General features: G+C 71.2%; 18 protein-coding genes and 1 tRNA gene. 6 read left to right on the forward strand and 13 right to left on the reverse strand.

Features of this window, described 5'->3' with window-relative positions; genetic code table 11:
* The 3 genes from ABD298_RS17630 to ABD298_RS17640 all read right to left on the reverse strand — a co-directional run.
* The coding region (locus ABD298_RS17630; protein WP_344301125.1) for an MFS transporter at positions 1-1,372 on the reverse strand (1,372 nt) is incomplete at its 3' end.
* A gap of 2 nt (positions 1,373-1,374) precedes the next feature.
* On the reverse strand, positions 1,375-2,376 hold the full coding sequence (locus tag ABD298_RS17635) for a PDR/VanB family oxidoreductase (protein WP_344301126.1): 1,002 nt from the start codon (positions 2,374-2,376) through the stop codon (positions 1,375-1,377).
* Between the two features lie 2 nt (positions 2,377-2,378).
* Positions 2,379-3,521, reverse strand: a complete 1,143-nt coding sequence (locus ABD298_RS17640; protein ID WP_344301127.1) for an aromatic ring-hydroxylating oxygenase subunit alpha — start codon at positions 3,519-3,521, stop codon at positions 2,379-2,381.
* 144 nt (positions 3,522-3,665) lie between these two features.
* Here ABD298_RS17640 and ABD298_RS17645 point away from each other — a divergent pair, with 144 nt between their 5' ends.
* Positions 3,666-4,247, forward strand: coding sequence for a PadR family transcriptional regulator (locus tag ABD298_RS17645; RefSeq protein ID WP_344301128.1), 582 nt, complete (start codon positions 3,666-3,668; stop codon positions 4,245-4,247).
* Here the strand turns inward: ABD298_RS17645 and ABD298_RS17650 are convergent.
* The 5 genes from ABD298_RS17650 to hisC form a co-directional block, all read right to left on the reverse strand.
* Positions 4,244-5,686 (reverse strand): MFS transporter, encoded by a 1,443-nt coding sequence (locus ABD298_RS17650; RefSeq protein WP_344301129.1) that lies wholly within the window; start codon positions 5,684-5,686, stop codon positions 4,244-4,246. The genes ABD298_RS17645 and ABD298_RS17650 overlap by 4 nt on opposite strands.
* A gap of 195 nt (positions 5,687-5,881) precedes the next feature.
* The gene (locus ABD298_RS17655; protein WP_344301130.1) at positions 5,882-7,390 is read right to left on the reverse strand and encodes a dihydrolipoamide acetyltransferase family protein; all 1,509 of its coding nucleotides are present in this window, start codon (positions 7,388-7,390) and stop codon (positions 5,882-5,884) included.
* A gap of 11 nt (positions 7,391-7,401) precedes the next feature.
* Positions 7,402-8,382 carry an alpha-ketoacid dehydrogenase subunit beta gene (locus ABD298_RS17660; protein WP_344301131.1) on the reverse strand — a complete coding sequence of 327 codons (981 nt, stop codon included), beginning with the start codon at positions 8,380-8,382 and terminating at the stop codon, positions 7,402-7,404.
* Positions 8,382-9,626: a pyruvate dehydrogenase (acetyl-transferring) E1 component subunit alpha gene (gene pdhA, locus ABD298_RS17665; RefSeq protein WP_344301132.1), complete on the reverse strand. Its 1,245-nt coding sequence runs from the start codon at positions 9,624-9,626 to the stop codon at positions 8,382-8,384. The genes ABD298_RS17660 and pdhA overlap by 1 nt, the downstream gene beginning before the upstream one ends.
* Positions 9,627-9,782: 156 nt before the next feature.
* Entirely contained in the window at positions 9,783-10,943 is a 1,161-nt protein-coding gene (gene hisC, locus ABD298_RS17670) for a histidinol-phosphate transaminase (RefSeq protein WP_344301133.1), read from the reverse strand.
* Between the two features lie 54 nt (positions 10,944-10,997).
* Between hisC and ABD298_RS17675 the strand changes: the two genes are divergently transcribed.
* The gene (locus ABD298_RS17675; protein WP_344301134.1) at positions 10,998-11,426 is read left to right on the forward strand and encodes a phage holin family protein; all 429 of its coding nucleotides are present in this window, start codon (positions 10,998-11,000) and stop codon (positions 11,424-11,426) included.
* An 8-nt stretch (positions 11,427-11,434) separates the two neighbouring features.
* On the opposite strand, the gene ABD298_RS17680 is transcribed toward ABD298_RS17675, so the two are convergent.
* Positions 11,435-12,907, reverse strand: coding sequence for a hypothetical protein (locus ABD298_RS17680; protein ID WP_344301135.1), 1,473 nt, complete (start codon positions 12,905-12,907; stop codon positions 11,435-11,437).
* The gene (locus ABD298_RS17685) at positions 12,904-13,428 is read right to left on the reverse strand and encodes a hypothetical protein (protein WP_344301136.1); all 525 of its coding nucleotides are present in this window, start codon (positions 13,426-13,428) and stop codon (positions 12,904-12,906) included. The genes ABD298_RS17680 and ABD298_RS17685 overlap by 4 nt, the downstream gene beginning before the upstream one ends.
* A 188-nt stretch (positions 13,429-13,616) precedes the next feature.
* Here ABD298_RS17685 and purB point away from each other — a divergent pair, with 188 nt between their 5' ends.
* Together purB and ABD298_RS17695 are read left to right on the forward strand one after the other, a co-directional pair.
* Positions 13,617-15,080, forward strand: coding sequence for an adenylosuccinate lyase (gene purB / locus ABD298_RS17690; protein WP_425564484.1), 1,464 nt, complete (start codon positions 13,617-13,619; stop codon positions 15,078-15,080).
* Between the two features lie 97 nt (positions 15,081-15,177).
* A tRNA-Met gene (locus tag ABD298_RS17695) sits at positions 15,178-15,254 on the forward strand.
* A 240-nt stretch (positions 15,255-15,494) separates the two neighbouring features.
* On the opposite strand, the gene ABD298_RS17700 is transcribed toward ABD298_RS17695, so the two are convergent.
* On the reverse strand, positions 15,495-17,159 hold the full coding sequence (locus ABD298_RS17700; RefSeq protein WP_344301138.1) for an FAD-binding dehydrogenase: 1,665 nt from the start codon (positions 17,157-17,159) through the stop codon (positions 15,495-15,497).
* 63 nt (positions 17,160-17,222) lie between these two features.
* Here ABD298_RS17700 and ABD298_RS17705 point away from each other — a divergent pair, with 63 nt between their 5' ends.
* On the forward strand, positions 17,223-17,912 hold the full coding sequence (locus ABD298_RS17705) for a class I SAM-dependent methyltransferase (protein ID WP_344301139.1): 690 nt from the start codon (positions 17,223-17,225) through the stop codon (positions 17,910-17,912).
* A 123-nt stretch (positions 17,913-18,035) separates the two neighbouring features.
* Positions 18,036-18,365: a DUF2853 family protein gene (locus tag ABD298_RS17710; protein ID WP_344301140.1), complete on the forward strand. Its 330-nt coding sequence runs from the start codon at positions 18,036-18,038 to the stop codon at positions 18,363-18,365.
* A 97-nt stretch (positions 18,366-18,462) separates the two neighbouring features.
* Here ABD298_RS17710 and ABD298_RS17715 read toward each other — a convergent pair whose 3' ends face one another.
* Together ABD298_RS17715 and ABD298_RS17720 are read right to left on the reverse strand one after the other, a co-directional pair.
* Positions 18,463-19,884: a flavin monoamine oxidase family protein gene (locus ABD298_RS17715; RefSeq protein WP_344301141.1), complete on the reverse strand. Its 1,422-nt coding sequence runs from the start codon at positions 19,882-19,884 to the stop codon at positions 18,463-18,465.
* Between the two features lie 124 nt (positions 19,885-20,008).
* The gene (locus tag ABD298_RS17720) at positions 20,009-20,701 is read right to left on the reverse strand and encodes a TetR/AcrR family transcriptional regulator (protein WP_344301142.1); all 693 of its coding nucleotides are present in this window, start codon (positions 20,699-20,701) and stop codon (positions 20,009-20,011) included.
* Between the last annotated feature and the right edge of the window lie 91 nt (positions 20,702-20,792).

Genomic DNA, 20,792 nt, shown 5'->3' on the forward strand with positions numbered 1-20,792 from the left:
AGTGCGCGGCCACCGCTTCCGGCTCCGCCGGCTCCCCTGCTGCGCGGCCTGCGCTGGCGTCACGCGGCAGGAAGTACACCGCGGCGGCACCGACCAGGATCACGGCGCCGACCGCGAGGTAGAGCCCGTTCGGGGTCCACCCGGTGTCCAGCAGCGCCCCGGTCACCAGCGGGGCGATGATCGCGCCGATGCGCCCGATGCCGATCGCCCAGCCGACCCCGGTGCTGCGGAGGCTCGCGGCGTAGGCCGAGGGGGTGATGACGTACAGGCCGGCGATGCAGCCGTTGATGAGCGCGCCGAGCAGGACGCCGACCACGAAGGCGAGGGCCAGGACGCCCGCCGTCGAGATGAAGACGCCGGTCGCGACCGCGGCGAGCACCGTGAACCAGAGCATGACGGTGCGGCGGTGCCACTTCGCGGCGAACGCGCCGTAGGCGATCGAGCCGACCGTTCCGCCGAGCGTGAGCATGAGCCCGCCCACCACGCCCTGGCTCTCTGTCATGCCCGCGGTCACCAGCAGCTTGGGGGTCCAGCTGTTGACGAAGTAGAACCCGAACATCACCACGAAGAACGCGCCCCAGACCAGCAGGGTCGTGCGGAGGTTGGGGCGGGCGAAGAGCTGGCCCACGGTCGTGCCGGACGGATCGGGCCGCGTGGCATCCTCGACGGGCACCGCGAGGACGTCCCCGGTCTCGGCACCGCCGAGGCGCAGGCGGCGGGCGAGGCGCGCGAGCCGGGCCTCGTAGCCGCGCGGGCGGCGCGTGGCGAGGAAGTCGATGCTCTCGGGAGCGAAGAGGAGGACGGCCACGAGCAGGACGGCCGTCGCCGCGGCGCCGCCGACGAACACGGCGTGCCAGCCGAACGTCGCCTGCAGCCACACGGCCGCGCTTCCGCCGACCGTGGCGCCCACGCCGTAGCCCGCCGTGTAGATGCTGATCGCGAGGCCGCGGAGCTTCTTCGAGGAGAACTCGCTCACGAGCACATTGGTGCAGGCGAGGATCCCGCCGACTCCGAGGCCGGTCACGACCCGCCAGAGCCCCAGCTGCCAGGCACCGCCCGCGGTGGCGGACAGGAGCATGCCGACGGCCGAGAGGGAGACCGAGAGGATCAGGACGGGCCGGCGCCCGATCCGGTCTGCAACCGGCCCGAGCACGAGCGAGCCGATGGCCATGCCCACCAGGCCGGCGCTGAGGAGCATCCCCAGTTCGCCGCCGGTCAGGCCGAAGTCCTTGGAGACGCGGGCCGACGTGAACGCCATGGCGAGCACGTCGAAGCCGTCAAGCGCGTTGAGCGCCGTGGCGAGCGCGACGACCAGCCACTGGGCCGTGCGCATGGGGGCCGCCTCGATGCGGGCCCGGAGGTCAGGTGTCATTCTCAGCTCACTTCGATGGTCACGACGGCGGGGCCACTCCCCGCGGTCACGGATTCCCTGTTGGTGATGGCGCGCGAGACGCAGCAGCACATCTTCTCGGAGGCGTGCTGCTGGCGATCGCTGTAGAACACGTCCCGGTGGTCGAGCCGGCCCTCGAGGCCGAGGACCCGCACCTCGCAGAGGCCGCACTCCCCCTTGCGGCAGTCGGACATCATGTCCGCCCCCGCGCCCTCGAGGGCCTCGAGCATGGACCGGCCCTTGGGCACGACCGTCTGGATGCCGAGGCGCGGGATCCGCACCACGAACTCCTCGGGGTCGAACCAGCCGCTGTTGCCGAACGTCTCGTAGCGCAGGTTCGGCAGGGACAGCTCGAGGTCCTGCCACGTGCGCCGCACCGCGTCCATGAGGCGGATCGGTCCGCACATGTACAGCTCGGTATCGAGGTCCACGCCCGCCAGGAGCGTCGGGACGTCCAGGCTCGAGCCCTCGTCGTCGACGTGGACCTCGAGCCGGTCGCCGTGCTCGGCGACGAGGTCGTCGAGGTAGGCCATGGCCGCGCGGCTGCGTCCCGCGTACACGAACCGGTAGTCCGCGCCGGTGCGGGCCAGGATGCGCGCCATCCCGAGGACCGCCGTGATGCCGATGCCGCCGGCGAGGACCACGTAGCGCCGGGCGCCCACGCGCAGCGGGAAGTTCTGCATCGGCTGGGTCAGCTCGACCTCCGCGCCGGTCTCGAGCCCGTGCATGTACACGCTCCCGCCGCGCGAGGCGGGCGTGCGGTACACGGACAGCGCGAGGCGCGCGCCGTCGTCGTCCGCCTCGACGATCGAGTAGGAGCGCACGTCGGGCTGGCCGTCGATCACGACGGCGACGTCCACGTGGGTGCCCGCGGCCGCCCTGACCGGCTTCTCGGGGGCGATGACGATCCGCCGGATGCCCCGCGCGACGTCACGCGCCTCCACGACCCGCCCGCGCTGCCAGATGGCTGAGGACTGCGCCGCCATGCTCAGGCACCGACCTGCGCGGGCTGGGCCGTGGGCTGGGAAGCGGGCGCGGGAGCCGGGGCGCCGGGGAGGCGGCCCTCGGCCTCGAGCATGCGCTCGATGAGGCGCCGGACCCACATGCCGCCCTTGTCGATGTTGAGGCTGTAGAACTCGTAGTCGGGGTTCGCATCGATCGCGGCCTGCTGGGCCTTGAGCATTTCCTCGTCCTCGCCGAACACGCCGTGCACGCCGTCGCGGAGCTGGGTGGTGATGAGCTGGCTGTCGAGGCGGTAGTTGCGCATGAACGCCCAGAGGTAGTGGCACGTCCTGTCCGTCTCGGGCGAGATCGTGTTCATCACGAAGCCGTTGACGCCCTGGCTGCGGTCGCCCTCGGGGGCGCCCGTGCCGGCCTTCGCGACGCCGACGTCGATGGTGATGGTCGACGGGGCCTGGAAGGTGATGATCTGCCACCGGTCGACCCGGCCCTCGAAGCCGGGGAACTTGTCCCGCATGTTCTTGAGCCAGAAGGGCGGCGGCTCGATGTCCTTCATCCACCGGGAGACGGTGACCGTGCGGTCGCCGTGCGTGACCTCGAAGTCGGACTCGGAGAGCTCGTCCTGGCCGATCGAGGAGGAGTGGACGAACTCCTCGTGCGTGAGGTCCATGAGGTTGTCGAGCACGAGCTGGTAGTTGCACGGCGCGTAGATGGTCTCGCCGTCCCCGGCCCACTCGGGCGAGGTCATCTGGCGCATGTCCGGGATGAGCTCGGGGTCCGCCAGCTCCGGGTCGCCGAGCCACACCCACACGTACCGGTAGCGGTCCACGACCGGGAACGAGGGGACCACGGCGGAGGGGTTGATGGTCTCCTGCGCGGGCATGGAGGTACAGCGTCCCGCGGAGTTGTACCGGAGCCCGTGGTAGGGGCACTGGATCTCGTCGCGGCCCACGGTCTTGCCCATGGAGAGCGGGGCGAGGCGGTGCCAGCACGCGTCGGCGAGGGCGACGGCCCGGCCGTCCTCGGTGCGGAAGAGCGCGAGCGGGCGGTTCGCGATGGTGCGGGCCATCGGCTTGCGCGTGACCTCGTGGTCCCAGGCTGCGGCGTACCAGGCATTGAGCGGGTGCCCAAGGGTCTTGTTGGTGGTCGAGGCGGGGTGGGTGCCAGACATCGGTGTCCTTCCGTGGCGGTCGTCGCTGACCGGAGACTATCTATCGATGTAGATAGTTGGTGATTCGAGACACAGACTACCTATGTCCATAGTTAGTTGGCAAGGGCTGGGTAGGCTGGCTACCGACACGAAACGAGGTGGCCCGTGAGCCTGAGGTTCGCCCTCCTGGCGATGCTGACGTCGCAGCCGATGACCGGCTACGACGTCTACAAGAACTTCGAGACGTCGGTGGGCTACGTGTGGCACGCGCCGGACTCGCAGATCTACCCGGAGCTGCGGCGCATGGAACAGGACGGCCTCATCCGCGGCGAGAAGGTCCCATGGGGCAGGAAGGGCACCAAGAAGCGCTACGAGATCACGGTCGACGGCGTGGCTGCCTTCCGCGCGTGGCTCAACGAGCCGCCGCAGTACACGCGCGAGCGCGACCCCCTGCGGCTGCGGGCCGCGTACCTCGAGTGGGCCGAGCCCGACGCCGGGCGGCAGTTCTTCCGCGACCACATCGACTACCACTGCGGCCGGATCCGCGACTGGGAGGACATGATCCGCACCCTCCGCGACCACACCAACCCGACGCTCGCGCGGCGCCTCGAAGGCCAGCCGGAGGACGAGTGGCAGCGCATCGTCGAGTACAAGGTGTTCGCGTACGAGGGGCTGATCGAGCGGGCGCGGGCCGAGGTGGCCTGGGCGGAACGCGGACTCGCCCTCGTGGACCGCCTCGAACGCTAGGGCGAGATGTGGTCCAGGTGCCTGTTGCGCGTGTGCGGGGTGAACTGGACCAGGACCGCCGCGATCACGAGGAACACCGAGATGAGCAGGAGCGCCCACAGCACCGACAGGTGCGGCAGGAACGGGGCGATCACCATGACCCCGATGCCGCCGCCGATGTGCCCGGCCCCGTCGACGATCGCGAAGCCCGTGGTGCGGGCCCGGGTGGGGAACGACTCGGCCGTGAGCGCGTAGGTCGGTGACACCCAGAGGTTGAAGCCCGCGAAGATGAGGATCGCGCCGAGGAACGAGAGCCAGATGTTGGTCCCCGCCGCGGCCACGACCAGCGAGCCGATGATCGTCACGGCCGCGCCGATCGGCAGCCAGTAGCGCCTCTCGAGCTTCTCGACGATGGCACTCATGATCGCGGCCTCCGCAACGAAGCCCAGCGTCCCGACCGCCGCGATCACGCCCGCCTCGGGCGGCGGGTACTGCAGGGCTGACAGGACAGCGGTGAACCCGGACGCGAACGAGTAGACCGTGATGTACCCGATGAACCAGATGCAGAACAGGAGGACCATCCGGCGCACGTACAGCGGGCTCGTGAAGAGGTCCCGGTACGGGATCGGGGAGGGCGGAGCGACGGCGCCGTGGACGTCCGAGACGACCGGCTCGGCCAGCGGACCGTGCTTGGCCGCCCTGGCCTCCATGTCGCGCACCACGCGGTCCGCGTCGTCGAAGCGCCCCTGGCCGATCAGCCAGCGGGGCGACTCGGGCAGCTCGATCCGCAGCAGCACGGCGATGACGGCCAGGACCGCGCCGATGCCGTACATCCACCGCCAACCGGTCTCGAAGCTGGGCCCGGCCACAGCGAAGGGCAGGCCGAGCGGCCACGGGGTGGGCGGCGTCGTGAGGAAGAGCCCCAGCCAGATCCCGAAGAACGCCCCGAGCGCGGACATGATGAAGATGATGGTCGTGAACTTCGCCCGCGCCGGCCTGGGCGCCACCTCGTTGATGTACGTGTTGACGATCGCGAGGTCGGCGCCGATCCCGATACCGGTGACGATGCGGGCGATGTTGAAGTTCACGTAGTCGCCCACCAGCGCGTTGTAGAGCGAGCCCAGGCCCGTGATCAGCATCGTGATCATGAGCATGTTGCGACGGCCGATGCGGTCGGCGATCGGGCTCAGGACCAGGGTGCCGAGCACGTAGCCTGCGAGATTCAACAGCACCGGGAGCGGAAGCGCCTCGAGCGCGGACTCCGGGGTGCAGCCCTTGTTGAGCTCGATGCACGTCTGGATGAAGGAGACGTTGATGTCGAAGATGTCGTAGAACGTGAACAGGAATCCGAGCCCGATGATGCCGATGAAGAGGTAGGAGAGACTCCATACCTCGAGCCGTTCGAGCCGGGCGATGATCTGCGGTCCGGTCGGGCTGGCGCTCACTGCGTCGGTGCCCATGGATGCCGCCATGTGAATCAACCTCCCGCAGCGGGGGGCGGCGCCGGTCGGCGTCGGGACCAGCCCCAGCTGCCGGCGCCATTGTCCGCCCGGCACGGGCTCGCGGCAAGGCCGGGCGCTTGGGCCCGCTGGGCCGGCTGGGCCGGCTGGGTCAGACGGGTCAGCCGGCCAGCTGGGTCAGCTGGGTCAGCTGGGTCAGTCGAGCAGGAGCGCGGGCTCCTCCATGATCGCCGCGACGTCCGCCATGAAGCGGGCCGAGAGGTCGCCGTCGACCACGCGGTGGTCGAAGGAGCCGCCGAGGGTCGTGATCCACCGCGGGATCACCTCGCCCGAGACGACCCACGGCTTCTGCTTGATCGTGCCGAACGCCACGATGGCGACCTCGCCCGGGTTGATGATCGGGGTGCCGATGTCGATACCGAGGGCGCCGATGTTCGTGATCGTCATGGTGCCGCCGGTCATGTCCGCGGGCTTGGTCTTGCCCGCGCGCGCCGTGGTCGCGAGGTCGTTGAGCGCGACCGCGAGCTCCTTGAGAGAGAGGTCCTGTGCGTCCTTGATGTTCGGGACGAGCAGTCCGCGCGGCGTCGCGGCGGCGATGCCGAGGTTCATGTAGTGCTTGACGTGGATCTCGTCGCCCCGGTCCGAGGTCACCCATTCAGAGTTGACGCTGGGGTTGCGCGCTGCGGCCCAGATGACCGCCTTCGCGAGGATCAGCAGGGGCGAGACCTTGATGCCCTCGAAGTCGCGGGACTTCTTGAGCCGCTGTACGAACTCCATCGTGCGGGAGGCGTCGACGTCGACGAAGATGCTCACGTGCGGGGCGCTGAACGCCGAGTCGACCATGGCCTTGGCCGTCGCCTTGCGGACGCCGCGCACCGGGATGACCTCGATGCGCCGCTCGCGGGACTGCTTCGGGTGGTCCCAGAACTTCGGCGCCTCATCCAGCTCGCGCTCGCGCTGGGCCTGGTAGGACTCGAGGTCCGCGCGCGTCACCTCGCCCCGCGCGCCCGTGGCCGGGACGTCGGCGAGGTTGATGCCAAGCTCCTTCGCGATGCGCCGCACCGGCGGCTTGGCGAGGACCCGGGAGAGGAGCCCGACGACGCCGTTCCCCACCTCGCGCGGGGCGGCGGCCTGCGGCGACGCCGCCGCGGCGGACACCGGCCTCGCCTCGGCGGCCGAGGGCGCGGCGGTGGGTGCAGACGTGGGGGCAGCCTTCCGCGGCCGGCGCTTCGCGGCGTCGGCCTTCGGGCCCGACCCGACGAGCGGCCCGCTCTCCACGCCCGGTTCCTGCATCACCGGCACCGGCGACTCGGCAGCCGCGGCGGCCACGACGGAAGGCGCCGTGCCCTCAGAGGCGCTGGAGGCGGGGTCGGATTCCGGGGATCGGTGGGCATTCTTGGGCGGGAATCCGCCCCCGCCGGAAGCGCCGGAAGGCTCGCCTTCGCCGCCCTGCGTACCCGGGGCCGCGTCGCCGATCGCGATGATGGCCCTCCCCACCTCGATGGTCTCGTGCTCGGGCGCGAGCAGTTCGAGGACCGTCCCCGCGTACGGGCTGGGGAGCTCGACGAGGCTCTTGGCGGTCTCGATCTCGCAGATGATGTCGTTGATCGCGACCGTGTCCCCGGCCTTGACCTTCCAGGAGACGATCTCGGCCTCGGTGAGCCCTTCGCCGACGTCGGGGAGGGTGAAGATCTGCTGCGTCACGGGCTGTGCTCCTAGTAGGCGAAGGCGCGGTCGAGGGCTTCGAGGATGCGGTCGATGTCCGGGAGGTAGTGCCCCTCGACCTTCGCGACGGGATAGGGCATGTGGAAGCCTCCGACGCGGATCACCGGAGCCTCGAGGGACAGGAACGCCCCCTCCGAGACCCGCGAAGCGATCTCCCCGCCGATGCCGCCGAAGGTGGGCGCCTCGTGCGCGACGACGAGCCGGCCCGTCTTCTGGACGGAGGCGACGACGGCGTCGAAGTCGATCGGCGAGATGGAGCGGAGGTCGATGACCTCGACGCTGCGGCCGTCCTCGGCGGAGGCCTCGGCTGCTGCGAGCGCCACCGGGACGAGCGGCCCGTACGCCACGATCGTCGCGTCGGCGCCTTCGCGCACGACGTGCGCGCGGAATGGGTCGGCGCTGGCTCCCGGGTTCTCGGTGTCGACCTCTCCCTTGAGCCAGTAGCGCCGCTTGGGCTCGAACACGATGACCGGGTCTTCACAGGCGATGGCCTGCTGGGTCATCCAGTATGCGTCGTGGGGGTTGGAAGGCGTGAGGATCCTCAGGCCCGCGGTGTGGGCGAAGAGCGCCTCAGGAGACTCGGAGTGGTGCTCGACCGAGCCGATCCCGCCGCCGTAGGGGATGCGGATGGTGACGGGCACAGTGATCTGGCCGCGGCTGCGCGCGTGCATCTTGGCCAGCTGGGTGGTGATCTGGTTGAAGCCGGGGAACACGAACCCGTCGAACTGGATCTCGGCGACGGGGCGGTAGCCGCGCATGGACAGCCCGATGCTCGTGCCGATGATTCCCGACTCGGCCAGGGGGCTGTCGACCACGCGGTCGCCGCCGAACTCTGACTTGAGGCCCTCGGTCACGCGGTAGACGCCGCCGAGGGTGCCGATGTCCTCGCCCATGAGCAGGACGGTCTCGTCCTGGTCGAGGGCGGCGCGGAGTCCGGCATTGATGGCCTTGGCGATGGTCATCGTGGGCATCAGCGGCCGCCTTCCGTGGTGTGCTCGGCACCGGCTGCGCCGTCGGAGTCCGCGAAGCCCGCCTCGTAGTCGCGGTGCCACGCGAGCTCCTCGGCCACGAGGGGGTGGGCCTCGGCGTACACGTGGGAGAAGGCGTCCTCCATGGTGGGCGGGGCGAAGCTGAGGACATCTGCCCGGGCCTTGGCGGCGAGGGCGTCGCCCTCGGCGGCAACGTCGGCGAAGAACGCGTCGTCCGCGATCCCATGGTCGCGCAGGTACTTCTCGAAGCGCGCCAGCGGGTCCTTGGCGACCCACGACTTCTCCTCGTCCGTGAGCCTGTACTTGCTGGGGTCGTCGGCGGTCGTGTGGGCGCCCAGGCGATAGGTAAACGCCTCGATGAGCACGGGGCCCTTGCCGCTTCGGGCGCGCTCGAGGGCCCACTGGGTCACTGCGTAGACGGCGAGGACGTCGTTGCCGTCCACGCGCACGCCCGGGAAGCCGTACCCCTTGGCCCGGTTGAAGAGCGGCACGCGGGACTGGACCTCGGCCGGGACCGAGATGGCCCACTGGTTGTTCTGGCAGAAGAACACGACCGGCGCCTTGAAGCTCGCGGCGAAGACCATCGACTCGTGGACGTCGCCCTCAGAGCTCGCGCCGTCGCCGAAGTAGGCGACCACGGCGCCGCGCTCGGAGTCCCCCGGGGCGGAACCGGCCGTCTTGGCGCGCGCGGCATCGCGCTGCATGCCCATGGCATATCCCACCGCGTGGGGGATCTGAGCGGCGAGCACGAGGGTGTACAGGTGGAAGCCGGTCTGCCGTGGGTCCCATCCGCCGTTGGAGATGCCGCGGAAGAGGCGGAGGAGCTCGCCGAGCTCGACGCCGCGGGTCAGCGCGACGCCGTGCTCCCGGTAGGTGGGGAAGAGGTAGTCCTGGGACTGGGTGGCCCGGCCGGATCCGATCTGGGCGGCCTCCTGGCCGCGCACCGGGACCCAGAGCGAGAGCTGCCCCTGCCGCTGCAGCGCCGTGGCTTCGATGTCGAAGCGGCGCACCGCGGCCATGTCCCTGTACATGCCTCGAAGGGAATCTTCACTCAGGCCCCGGAGAGTCGACGCCAGCTTCGAGTCTCCGCGGAAGCGGCCCTCCTCGTCGAGGAGCTGGACCATGGCGTGATGGCCCTCAGCGCCGTCGTGCGCATGGGCTTCCAGCTCGAGCCAGAGCTCGTCCGGGATGTCGCTGAATTCGGTAGTGGGCAGTTCCACTCCCATACCGCCTCCTCGCTGCCGTCGGGTCACCGTCCCGGGGACCCGGGCGCGGGGTTCCGCCTGCATATATTCCAGATCAGGAATTCATTCCACGGGCGGAATATAGCGACGGCCCAGCTGCAACTCTACAGAGTGCGGCCGGGCCGCCGCGCATGTCGATTACCTCAGGAAGTCCTCGGGCACCTTTGTGAAGGACCTACAGAGCTCGAGGAACCGGGCGTTCGCCTCGACTTCGCCGATGCTCACGCGCGCGCCCTCGATGCCGAACGCCCTCACGGACAGGGCCTGCTCCCCCGCCCGGGCCGCGAACTCGGGGGTTGCCTCGCCAAGCGGCAGCCACACGAAGTTGCCCTGCGCGTCCGGGACCTCCCAGCCCAGCTCGCGCAGACCGGCGACGACGCGGTCCCGCTCGTCCACAAGGCTTTGTACCCTTCCTACAACATCCTCGTAGTTGCGGAGCGAGGCGATCGCGGCGCTCTCGGCGATCGAGGACACGGCGAAGGGGGGAGCCGCCACGCGCAGGTACTGCGTGACCTCCGGGCGCGAGACCGAGTAGCCGACCCGGAGGCCTGCGAGGCCGTGGGCCTTCGAGAAGGTCCTGAGGACGACCACGTTGGGGTACGTCCGGTAGAGCTCGATCCCGTCCACGGCCTCCGGGTCACGGACGAACTCCTGGTACGCCTCGTCGACGACCACCAGGACGCTGCTCGGGACCGACTCGATGAACCGAACGGTCTCCGCACGCCGGAGGGCAGGCCCCGTGGGGTTGTTGGGGGTGCACAGCAGCACGACCTTCGTCCGCTCGTTGACCGCGGCGGCCATCGCCTCGAGGTCATGCCGCCCGTCCGCTGTGACGGGAACCTGCACGCTCTTGGCGCCGGCGAGCCCGACCGAGATGGGGTACGCCTCGAACGACCGCCATGCGTACACGACCTCGTCCTGGGTGCCGTCGTCCTGCTGGCCTGCGAAGGCCGCGAGGAGCTGGTTGAGGGCGCCGAGGCTGCCCCCGCCGGTGACGATGTCCTCCGCCGGGACGTCGAGGAATCCTGCGAGGGCGGCCCGCAGGCGCGAGGCCACGGGGTCCGGATAGCGGTTGATCGCGCTCTCGTGCGCGATCGCCTCGAGGACGGCAGGGAGCGGCGGGAGCGGGTTCTCGTTCGAGGAGAGCTTGTAGCTCTCGAGCCCCGGGACGGGAGCCGGGGGTTTGCCCGCGGCGTACTTGGGGAGCCGGTTGACGACTGGGCGAGGGATCACGCCCGCGACCCCGGCTGCGACGGCGGCGGCTTCGGCTCCGTCGGTCTGGTTCAGCGGTGAAGTCATACCGTCTAGGGTAGTCGTGGCCCGGGGCACAGTTTGCTGTGCGAGCATGAGCCCATGATGCAGTTCCTGCTCCGGGTCGTCGTCAATGCCGTTGCCCTGTGCGTCGCCGCCTGGCTCCTGCCGGGCATGGACATCACCTCCTCCGCCACGGCGGCGGCCGCAGCCGGGGCGGGGGCCGGAAATGCGAGCGACACCGTGGGCGTCGTCCTCGCCTACCTGTTCATCGGCCTGATCTTCGGCCTCGTCAACGCCCTCGTCCGGCCCATCGTGAGCTTCCTGTCGCTGCCGGTCACGTGCCTCACCCTGGGCCTGTTCGCCCTCGTCATCAACGCCGCGATGCTCGCCCTCACGGCGTGGCTGTCGAGCTACACGCCGGTCCACCTGACCATCGACTCGTTCTTCTGGACCGCCGTCCTGGGCGCGATCATCGTCTCCCTCGTCTCGGCGGTAGTGAGCTGGGTCGTCGGCGCAGACAAGAAGTAGCCGAGGCCTCACCGGGACTCACCCGCCGTCCGCCGCCCGGACGCCGCAGGGGGCGCGGCGCCAGGGGCCGACGTGGCAGGCGTTCTCGTGTCGGTGCCGGTGTAGATGAAGCGCACGCGCTGGCCTGCCGGCCCGCCTGTCTGCGCCTCCCCTCGGACGACGGGCGCCGCCGAGGCCGCCGCGCCTCCCCCGAGGGCGGCGCCCAGGACGGCGGCATAGCCGACCACCGAGGGATCGGTCGACCGATCGAGCGCCTGGGCGTCGATCGCGTACCTATCGAGCGAATGCGCGGCGCCGACGAGGCCTAGGACGTCCTCTGCGAGCGGCCGGTCCCGATGGGCCGGGGTCCGGACGTCGACCACGTTCGGCGAAGGGACCGACGCGGATCCCGACAGCGCGGGAACGACGTCATCCTCCTGCCGCACGCTCAGCACCGCCACGTCGTCGGGGACCGCGAAGGCCGTGGGGATGCCACCGAGGACGGTGACGGCCGCCACCGGGTAGCGCCGCCGGAAGTCCTCGTCCTCGAGGAGCCCGAAGACGTGCAGGGACCCCTGGCTGTGGGCGTTGAAGACGACCACATCGCCGTCCCTGAGGTCCTGGTCGGCGAGGGCGCGCTCGATGAGCTGCCGGGCATGGCTGTCCCGTGAGGCGAGACCGTGGAGGTTGCCCTCTGCGTCGAAGACGCCCCCGGCAGGATCGTCCGGATTCCAGGTCTGGGTCCCCGGGACAGTGACCATGAGCGCCGTCGTCCCGTCACCGCGCGGCATGCGCTCGACCAGGATCGACGACGGCGGGACCGGGCTCCCGTCCTCGAGGGTCGCCGCCCCCTGGGCCTGTCGCAGGCTCTGGGCTGCGTAGGCGAAGGAGGCGGGACTGCCCTCCCCGCTGACGGCCTGCGACCTCGAAACACCGACGCGGTCCGATGGGCCTCCAGCAGGCAGCCAGGGGGCAAGCAGCGGACCCAGCCCCCCGAGGGCCCCCGAGGCAGCAGCCGCGGATCCCACCGCCGCGGTTCCGTTGAGCCCCCCTGCGAGGAAGCGGCCGGGGGCGAACCGGACAAGGTTCCACGGGATACCGGATGCGGCCGCGCCCACGAGGAACCGGGCAACGCCCTGCAGCCCCTCGGCCCCGGAGGCCCGCCCCGCCTCGGCGTCGGCATAGGCCCGGGCCGAGGCATCCACGGCCTGCCGAGTCGCGGCGAGGTCCAGCCGCAGAATGCCGGACGCCCGGACAAGCGCGGACGCGTCGTCGTCGAACCGCGCCGCCGCGGACCCAGCGCACGCGCCCCGCCACACCGCGGCGCGCGCCGACTCGATGCCGGCACCGATGCGCCCGGCGGCGTCAGCGGCCGAGGCGAGGGCGGACGCCGCCTCGGCCAGGGCGGCGGTGTCTACGCGGAAAGCGGCGCCACCGGTGACCGTGAAGGTTGCGGGATCGCGCTCACGGCGCCAGTCTGCGCCCTTCTCGTCGATGCTCATCGGCACTGGGCCTCTGGCGCGTGGGCGAGGAAGACCGGCGGGGAAGGCACCGGCCCGGGGAGCAGGGGCGCCGGCGCCGGCTGCGGCACGAGCGGCAGGACCGGGCCAACGAACACCGGACCTCGCGCGGACCCGGGCGGCGACACCGCGGCCAGAGCGCCCGAACCGCCAGCTCCCGGGCCGCCAGCTCCCGGGCACGCGGCCGCGTCCGCCTGCAGCGCGACCAGGAGCGCGGCCAGCCCCGCGAGCCCCGTGGCCACGGCGGCGATCTGGAGGCGAAGGGCCTCGGCCTTCATCCTGAACGCTGCCGCGGCCGGCCCGGACCACTCCGCCGACCGGGCCCTCGCGGCGGCGGCCTCGGCGGTCTGCGCCTCCTCCTGAGCGGCCGCCAGATGTCTGGACGCGGTCTGGAGGTCCGCCTCGCTGTGCCCGCGGCACGCCGCCGCGATGCCGGAAGCCGAGCCCGCTCCCGAAAAGCCGTCGTCTCCGTAGCCGCCCATTCCTGGACCCGTGCCCGCCATGTCCGCTCCCCCCGCTCCGCCGCACCCCTCAGCCCGGCCTGTCCACGACGCTAGGCGCCGCCGCCCGGGAATGGCCGGGCCCGGCGTCGTATGTGGACAACACGCCCAGGCGGGCAGCTGTGGAGGAGCAGTAACAGCAGCCTTTGCCCTCACCGGCCGCGCGGCGACCGCAGGAGCTCCGTGGAAGAATGGAGGCCATGGCTGACTCCCCTTCGCGCATTCCGTCCGGACGACTCTCCCTGGCCGCCGCCGGTGAGGCTGCGGGCGGGCCCGCACAGAACAGGATCGCCCTCGGGCCGCTCGACGGCCGCTACCGCCCGACCGCCGCACCGCTCGTCGACTACCTGTCCGAGGCCGCGCTGAACCGGGACCGCGTGGCCGTGGAGGTCGAGTGGCTCATCCACCTGACCCGCAACAGCGTCCTGCCCGGTGCCGGCCCCCTGAGCCCCGAGCAGGAGGAAGGCCTGCGGAAGATCGTGACCGAGTTCGATGCCGCCTCGGTCGACGAGCTCGCGGAGATCGAGGCCGTCACGGTGCACGACGTCAAGGCCGTCGAGTACTACATCGGCCGCCGGCTCGAGGCCCTCGGCATCAAGAACCTCACCCCGATGGTGCACTTCGGCTGCACCTCGGAGGACGTCAACAACCTCTCCTACGCCCTCGGCGTCAAGGGTGCGGTCGAGGACGTGTGGCTGCCCGCCGCCCGCGCGCTCGCGGGGCAGGTCGCCGAGATGGCGCGGGCCAACCGGGACGTCCCCATGCTCTCGCGCACGCACGGCCAGCCGGCGACCCCCACCTCGCTCGGCAAGGAGCTCGCTGTCATCGCCCACCGGCTGGGGCGCCAGCTCGACCGGATCGGGCGCACCGAGTACCTCGGCAAGATCAACGGCGCCACGGGCACCTACGCCGCGCACTACGCCTCCGTCCCCACGGCAGACTGGCAGGAGGTCTCGAAGTCCTTCGTCGAGGGCCTCGGGCTGACGTGGAACCCTCTCACCACCCAGATCGAGTCCCACGACTGGCAGGCCGAGCTGTACGCGGATATGGCCCGCTTCAACCGGATCCTCCACAACGTCTGCACGGACATCTGGAGCTACATCTCGATCGGCTACTTCGCGCAGATCCCGGTCGCGGGCGCCACGGGCTCCTCGACCATGCCGCACAAGGTCAACCCGATCCGCTTCGAGAACGCCGAGGCGAACCTCGAGATCTCCTCCGCACTGCTCGACACGCTCGGCGCGACGCTCGTGACCTCGCGCTGGCAGCGAGACCTCACGGACTCCTCAAGTCAGCGCAACATCGGGGTCGCGTTCGGCCACTCGCTCCTGGCGATCTCCAACGTCGCGAAGGGCCTCGAGCGCCTCGACGTTGCCGAGGACGTGCTCGCCGCGGACCTCGACACCAACTGGGAGGTCCTCGCCGAGGCGATTCAGATGGTCATGCGGGCCGAGGCGATCGCTGGCGTCGAGGGCATGGACAACCCCTACGAGCGGCTCAAGGACCTCACGCGCGGCCACCGCGTGGACGCGGCCCGCATGAAGGAGTTCGTCTCCGGGCTCGGCCTCTCCGCTGACGCGGAGGCCCGCCTCCTGGCCCTGACTCCCGCCACCTACAACGGCATCGCGGCCGACCTCGTCGAGCACCTCGGCTGACCCTGCCGCACGGCAGGCCCGGCCCGGTTGCTCCATTTGAGCCCGTTTGGTGTCGATTGGCGCCCTCACCCGCGGACGTGTATAGTTGGTTGAGCGCCGCGGGGTGGAGCAGTTCGGTAGCTCGCTGGGCTCATAACCCAGAGGTCGCAGGTTCAAATCCTGTCCCCGCAACCACTGCCGAAGAGGCCCCCGATCCAGTTGGATCGGGGGCCTCTTCCATGTCCGGGCCCGGGGAAGCGCCCGCTCTGTGCCGAGGCGCATGACAGCCGTTATGAATCCGTAAAGACGCCCCGGATCGGCGCGAAGCGTCGCCTAAGATCGTAACCGCCGGGTATCCCCCCAAAGCCCGGCACCACGGGCGCGTCGCCAGCCAGCCCCCCAAGGCCTGACGGCGCGCCCGTTCCTCTGCGCCGGTCAGCCAGCGGCAGCAGCCCGGCCGGCCACGCGCCCGGAGAACAGGCACCCGCCCAGGAACGTCCCCTCGAGCGCGTTGTAGCCCATCATGCCGCCGCCGCCGAATCCGGCCGCCTCCCCCGCCGCGAAGAGCCCCGCCACCACGTGGCCTGCCGGCGACATGCAGCGCGCCGACAGGTCGGTCTCGAGGCCCCCGAGGGCCTTGCGCGTGAGCACGTTGAGCCGCACCGCGACCAGCGGGCCGTGCCTGGGGTCCAGGATGCGGTGCGGCGCGGCCACACGGATGAGCCGGTCGCCGACATAGCGGCGGTGGGAGCGCAGGAACGTCACCTGGGCGTCCTTCCCGAAGGCGTTCGCGATCTCGGCGTCCCGCGCCTCCAGGACCGTACGCACCGCGGCCTCCGTCAGCAGCCCCGGCTCGCCCACCCGGTTCATCCCCTCGACCAGCTCGCCGAGCGAATCCGCCACCACGAAGTCCTCCCCGTGCTCCATGAACGCCTTCACTGGCCCCGGCGCTCCCGGCCGCACCCGGGAGGCCAGCAGCCGGAAGTCCCTGCCCGTCAGGTCGGGGTTCTGCTCGGACCCGGAGAGGGCGAACTCCTTCTCAATGATCGACTGAGTGAGCACGAACCACGAGTAGTCGTAACCTGTCCCGCGCAGGTGCCTGAGGGTGCCCAGCGTGTCGAACCCGGGGAACAGCGGCACCGGCAGGCGCCGGCCCAGCGCATCGAGCCACACGGACGAGGGCCCCGGCAGGATCCGCACACCGTGGTTCTCCCACACGGGATCCCAGTTCCGCAGCCCCTCGGTGTAGTGCCACATCCGGTCGGCGTTGATCAGCCGCGCACCCGCCGCCTCCGCGATGCCCAGCATCCGCCCGTCCACGTGCGCAGGCACACCGGCCACCATGGACGACGGCGGGGTCCCCATCCGCTGCGGCCACAGCCTCCGCACCATCTCGAGGTTTCCGCCCATCCCGCCGGATGCGATGACGACGGCGCCCGCCTCCACCTCGAACTCCCCCACCACGTCGCGGCCGCTCGCCTTCCCCCGCTCTGCCGACGACGGCGCGAGGCGGGCCCCGCGCACGCCGGTGGCCGCGGCGTCGTGCGTCACGACCTCGTCGACGCGGTGCCGGAACAGGAAGCGGATCCGAGCGGCGTCCGCGTGCGCGCGGGCGCGGCGGATGAACGGTGCCAGGACGCCGGGGCCGGTCCCCCAGACGATGTGGAAGCGCGGCACGGAGTTGCCGTGCCCCTCGGCGCGGCCGTCACCGCGCTCGGCCCAGCCCACGACGGGGAAGAACCGCACTCCGAGGGAGTGCAGCCAGGCGCGCTGCTCGCCCGCCGCGGATTCGAGGTAGGCCTCGGCCCAGGCGCGGGGCCAGTAGTCCTCCGGGCGGTCGAACTGGGCGGACCCCATCCAGTCCTGACGGGCGAGCGCGAGCGAGTCGCGCACGCCCATCCGACGTTGCTCGGGCGAGCCGACGAGGAACAGCCCGCCGAACGACCAGTGCGCCTGGCCGCCCAGTGACTGCGGCGGCTCCTGGTCGAGCACCACGACGTCCCGGCCCGCGTCGGCGGCCTCGACGGCGGCGACGAGCCCCGCGAGCCCGGCTCCCACCACCGCCACGTCGGCGTGGATCACTTCCCGTGAGTCGACCATCCCCCCAGCCTCCCGAGGCGTGGACCCTGCGTCAACGCCCGGGACCGACTGCATACTGGTTCCATGTCCGGCTGCTGCGGTCCCACGAATCCTGCCCGCGATCCCGAGCCCGACGGCGGCTACAGCCGGATCTTCAGCCCCCGCTTCTCCCGCAGCGTCTCCCGGCGCTACGAGCGCCGCGGCCTCACCGCCACCGAGAGGCGGATGGTCGGCTTCCTCGAGGCGTCCCTCCCCCGCGGCCTCGGGCAGGCAACCGTCCTTGAGGTCGGCGGCGGTGCCGGCGAGATCCAGCTCGAACTGCTCAAGCGCGGCGCCGCCAGCACCACCAACCTCGAGCTCTCGGGCGCCTACGAGGCGGACGCCGCGCGGCTCATCGCGCGGGCCGGGGTCGCGGCACGCGTGCGCCGCACCGTGGGAGTCGACCTCGCCGAAACGCCCGACGCCGTCGAGCCGGCAGACGTCGTCATCCTCCACCGCGTGGTGTGCTGCTACCCCGACTACGAGCGGCTCCTCGGGGCGGCAGCGGACCACGCCCGCCGGGCGCTCGTCTTCAGCTACCCGCCGCGGAACCCCCTCACCCGCTGGTGGGTCGCGATGGGGAACGCCCTCCTCGCCCTCGGTGCGGGCAGCTTCCGGGCCTTCGTCCACCCGCCCGAGGCGATGGTCGACGTCGTGCGCCGGCACGGGCTCCAGCCCGTCTACAGGCGCCGGGGCGCCGGGTGGTGCATCGCTGGGGCCGTGCGGCCGTCCTGAGGTGACATTTTCCCTCGATGTCCGGGCTTGTTCTGGCCTGCAGCTGCCGGTGGAGGCTGCGGAGCGGTACCGTGACGGCCACGGGCCTGCTTTGGCCCGCGACCGCGATCAAAGGAGCTCCACATGGCTGTTGACTGGGCAGAGCAGATCAAGAAGTTCGCGCCGAACGCCGACGATGAGGCCGCAGCGGGAATCATCCGGCACTGCGGGATCTCGCTCCAGAGCGCTGACGCCTCCCTCGTCTCGTTCGGCGACAAGTCCGAGACGGTCCGGATCCGCGACGGCTTCCTGAAGAAGAAGCTGGGCCGCACGGAGGACGATGAGACGCTCGACGCCGCGATCCAGTCCGTCGGAGACAAGATGAAGGGGACATCCCGACGTCAGCGCCCGACGGTCTACTACCTGCTCGCGGACCACTTCGGGCAGCTCGACCTCTTCAAGAAGGCCAAGTAGGCCGTCCGCCCGCCGTCTGGGGGTCAGGTTCTGGGGGTCACATCAGACGTGACCCCCAGGACGTGACCCTCAGGACGTGACCCTCAGGACGTGACCCTCAGGACGTGACCCTCAGACGGGCGGGGGCGGGGCTCAGGGCCTCGATGACCTCTGCCGCGGCCCGGCGCCCCATGCGCAGCGCGCCGTCGACATGCTGGTAGCCCTCGGCCGCGAGATCGGAGCAGGCCCAGTGGATCGGGCCGACGGGCGTGCGCTGGTCGGCCCCGTAGCGGGACAGCCCGCCCAGGTCGAAGCTCGCCGCGTACGCGCCGCGCGTCCACTCCTCCGAGCCCCAGTCGGACTCGTAGTAGACCTCGGGCGTGAGCGCCTCCTCGCCGAGGTAGTCCGCTATGGAGGCGAGGATTGCGGCCTTGCGCGCCTCGGGTGAGAGCAGGAACATTGCGTCCGCCTTCTCGTCGGAGACGAAGCCGACCAGCGTCCCGCGGTCGTCCCGGTGGTTCGTGTTGTCGTAGACCTCCTGGACGAGCTGGCCCGCCCCGAAGCAGGTTCCCGAGAGGTTGGCCTCGCGCCAGAAGGGGCGGGGGTAGACGGCGTGGACCTTGATGACCAGGCCCATCGAGAGGTGCTGGTGCAGCTGGTGCTGGCGCCGCGGGAGCGCCGGGATGTAGGAGATGCGGGAGTACAGGGTCGGCGGGACGGCGAGGATCGCCCGACGCGCGGTGACGGCGACGCGGCCGGAGGCCCCACCGTCGGCCGTCGCGACCACTCCCTGATCGCTCCACTTGAGCGTGCGGACGGGCGCGCCGAGGACCACGGCGTCGCCGAGCTCGGCGGCCATCGCCTCGCTCACGGACTGCATCCCGCCCACCACGCGGCGGTCGAGGATGAAGTCCTCGTCGAGGAGGTTGCTGAACGAGCCGGCCGAGGCGGCCATGAGCACCGCCTGGAGCGCGGAGAAGGCGTGCGCCGGCTTGGTGAGCATGCCGCCGGCGATGAAGAGGCCGATGAGGTTGCAGGCCTCCTCGTTCGCCGACTGGGCGCGTAGCCACTGCTCGAAGCTCACCGTGTCGAGCTCGCGGGCCTTCGGGTGCGCCCACGGCTCCTCCGGGCCCAGCTCGGCGGCGAGCTGGTCCAGGATCGCGGTGAGCCGCTCGACCTCCGCGAGGGTGCCGGGCGAGACCGGGAACTCGGACCCGGAATAGACCGTGCGCGTCCCGTCGGGCGCCATGTAGACGCTCTGCCCCTCGCGGTAGCGCTGGAACGTCTCCTTGCCGAGCTCGTCCACGAGCCCGAGCAGCTCGGTCTGGTCCGGGCTGATCCACTGGCCGCCGATCTCGAGGAAGGCCCCCTCGACCGTGTCGCTCCAGGTGCGTCCCCCCACCCGGTCGCGGGCCTCGAGCACGACGACGCGCTGGCCCTCCTTCACGAGGGTTCGGGCCGCCATGAGCCCGGCGGGGCCAGCGCCGACGACGACGACGACGGCTTCACGGGTCTGCGTTGCGGGGGTCTGCTGGGACATGGCGCTTCCTTCGACGGTGGAGGGGTGTGGGAGGGATCTCAAAATGAATGTAGATCATTAAATTGAGTCCCACAACCCCCTGCCGTACGACCCGCCGAGTAGTCACTCCTTCAGGCGTGTGGGGTCAAGCGCGGGTCGCGCGCACCGCCGCGAGGGTGCCGCGCAGCCCCGCGACCAGTGCGGTGAGGCCGAGTCCGAACGCGTCATCGGCGGCCGCCGCTCCCCGGCGGGGCCGGGCGGCAACGGCGTCTGCGAAGGTCGGGGCGAGGTCCCGGCGGTCCCCGACGTCGAAGATCCATTCAGGGGCCGAGACGTCCATCGCGGACCCCAGGACGAACGACTCGACCGCGACGATCACGTCCACGACCAGGTCCTCCGGCCAGCCCCCCGTCCGGAGCCCGCCGGCGACGCGCTCGTACATGGCCAGCGTGTTCGGGGCGCCGGTGATCGGCAGGACGGCGATCACGGGGATCAGGGGCGAGTGCCGGGCGAACGCGTCGCGGTAGGAGTGGGCCCACCGCGTGAGCGCAAGGTCCCACGGGCCCTCCTCGAAGCCGGACGTGTCGATCGCCTCGTTGACGTCGTCCTGGACCCAGTTGAGGACCTCGTCCTTGGACTTCACATGGTTGTAGAGGGCCGACGGCGCGGTCCGCAGCTCGCGCGCGAGGGCCGCCATGGTGAGCCCCTCGTAGCCGGCCCGGCGGATGACGGCGAGCGCCGCCGTCGTGATCTTCTCGCGCGAGAGGACCGGCCGCGGGGGCCGCCCGCGTCGGCGCGGCTCGGCGGTCTCGGGCCCATCGGCGGCGGGGATCTCCATGCCTCGGAGTCTAGGGGGACTGCGCGCGAAGGGCGGCGGCGCGGGGCCGGAGCGGGGGTTGACCGTGGCCTGCGTCACTGCTCTAATAAAC

Origin of the sequence: Sinomonas flava (assembly GCF_039531875.1) — a bacterium.
GTDB lineage: Bacteria > Actinomycetota > Actinomycetes > Actinomycetales > Micrococcaceae > Sinomonas > Sinomonas flava.

Excerpts from the sequence above, each read along its gene's own strand:
- ABD298_RS17635 (WP_344301126.1), bottom strand. The coding sequence starts at position 2,376 with ATGGCGGCGCAGTCCTCAGCCATCTGGCAGCGCGGGCGGGTCGTGGAG.
- ABD298_RS17640 (WP_344301127.1), bottom strand. The coding sequence starts at position 3,521 with ATGTCTGGCACCCACCCCGCCTCGACCACCAACAAGACCCTTGGGCAC.
- ABD298_RS17650 (WP_344301129.1), bottom strand. The coding sequence starts at position 5,686 with ATGGGCACCGACGCAGTGAGCGCCAGCCCGACCGGACCGCAGATCATC.
- ABD298_RS17660 (WP_344301131.1), bottom strand. The coding sequence starts at position 8,382 with ATGCCCACGATGACCATCGCCAAGGCCATCAATGCCGGACTCCGCGCC.
- pdhA (WP_344301132.1), bottom strand. The coding sequence starts at position 9,626 with ATGGGAGTGGAACTGCCCACTACCGAATTCAGCGACATCCCGGACGAG.
- hisC (WP_344301133.1), bottom strand. The coding sequence starts at position 10,943 with ATGACTTCACCGCTGAACCAGACCGACGGAGCCGAAGCCGCCGCCGTC.
- ABD298_RS17675 (WP_344301134.1), top strand. The coding sequence starts at position 10,998 with ATGATGCAGTTCCTGCTCCGGGTCGTCGTCAATGCCGTTGCCCTGTGC.
- ABD298_RS17680 (WP_344301135.1), bottom strand. The coding sequence starts at position 12,907 with ATGAGCATCGACGAGAAGGGCGCAGACTGGCGCCGTGAGCGCGATCCC.
- ABD298_RS17685 (WP_344301136.1), bottom strand. The coding sequence starts at position 13,428 with ATGGCGGGCACGGGTCCAGGAATGGGCGGCTACGGAGACGACGGCTTT.
- purB (WP_425564484.1), top strand. The coding sequence starts at position 13,617 with ATGGAGGCCATGGCTGACTCCCCTTCGCGCATTCCGTCCGGACGACTC.
- ABD298_RS17700 (WP_344301138.1), bottom strand. The coding sequence starts at position 17,159 with ATGGTCGACTCACGGGAAGTGATCCACGCCGACGTGGCGGTGGTGGGA.
- ABD298_RS17705 (WP_344301139.1), top strand. The coding sequence starts at position 17,223 with ATGTCCGGCTGCTGCGGTCCCACGAATCCTGCCCGCGATCCCGAGCCC.
- ABD298_RS17710 (WP_344301140.1), top strand. The coding sequence starts at position 18,036 with ATGGCTGTTGACTGGGCAGAGCAGATCAAGAAGTTCGCGCCGAACGCC.
- ABD298_RS17715 (WP_344301141.1), bottom strand. The coding sequence starts at position 19,884 with ATGTCCCAGCAGACCCCCGCAACGCAGACCCGTGAAGCCGTCGTCGTC.
- ABD298_RS17720 (WP_344301142.1), bottom strand. The coding sequence starts at position 20,701 with ATGGAGATCCCCGCCGCCGATGGGCCCGAGACCGCCGAGCCGCGCCGA.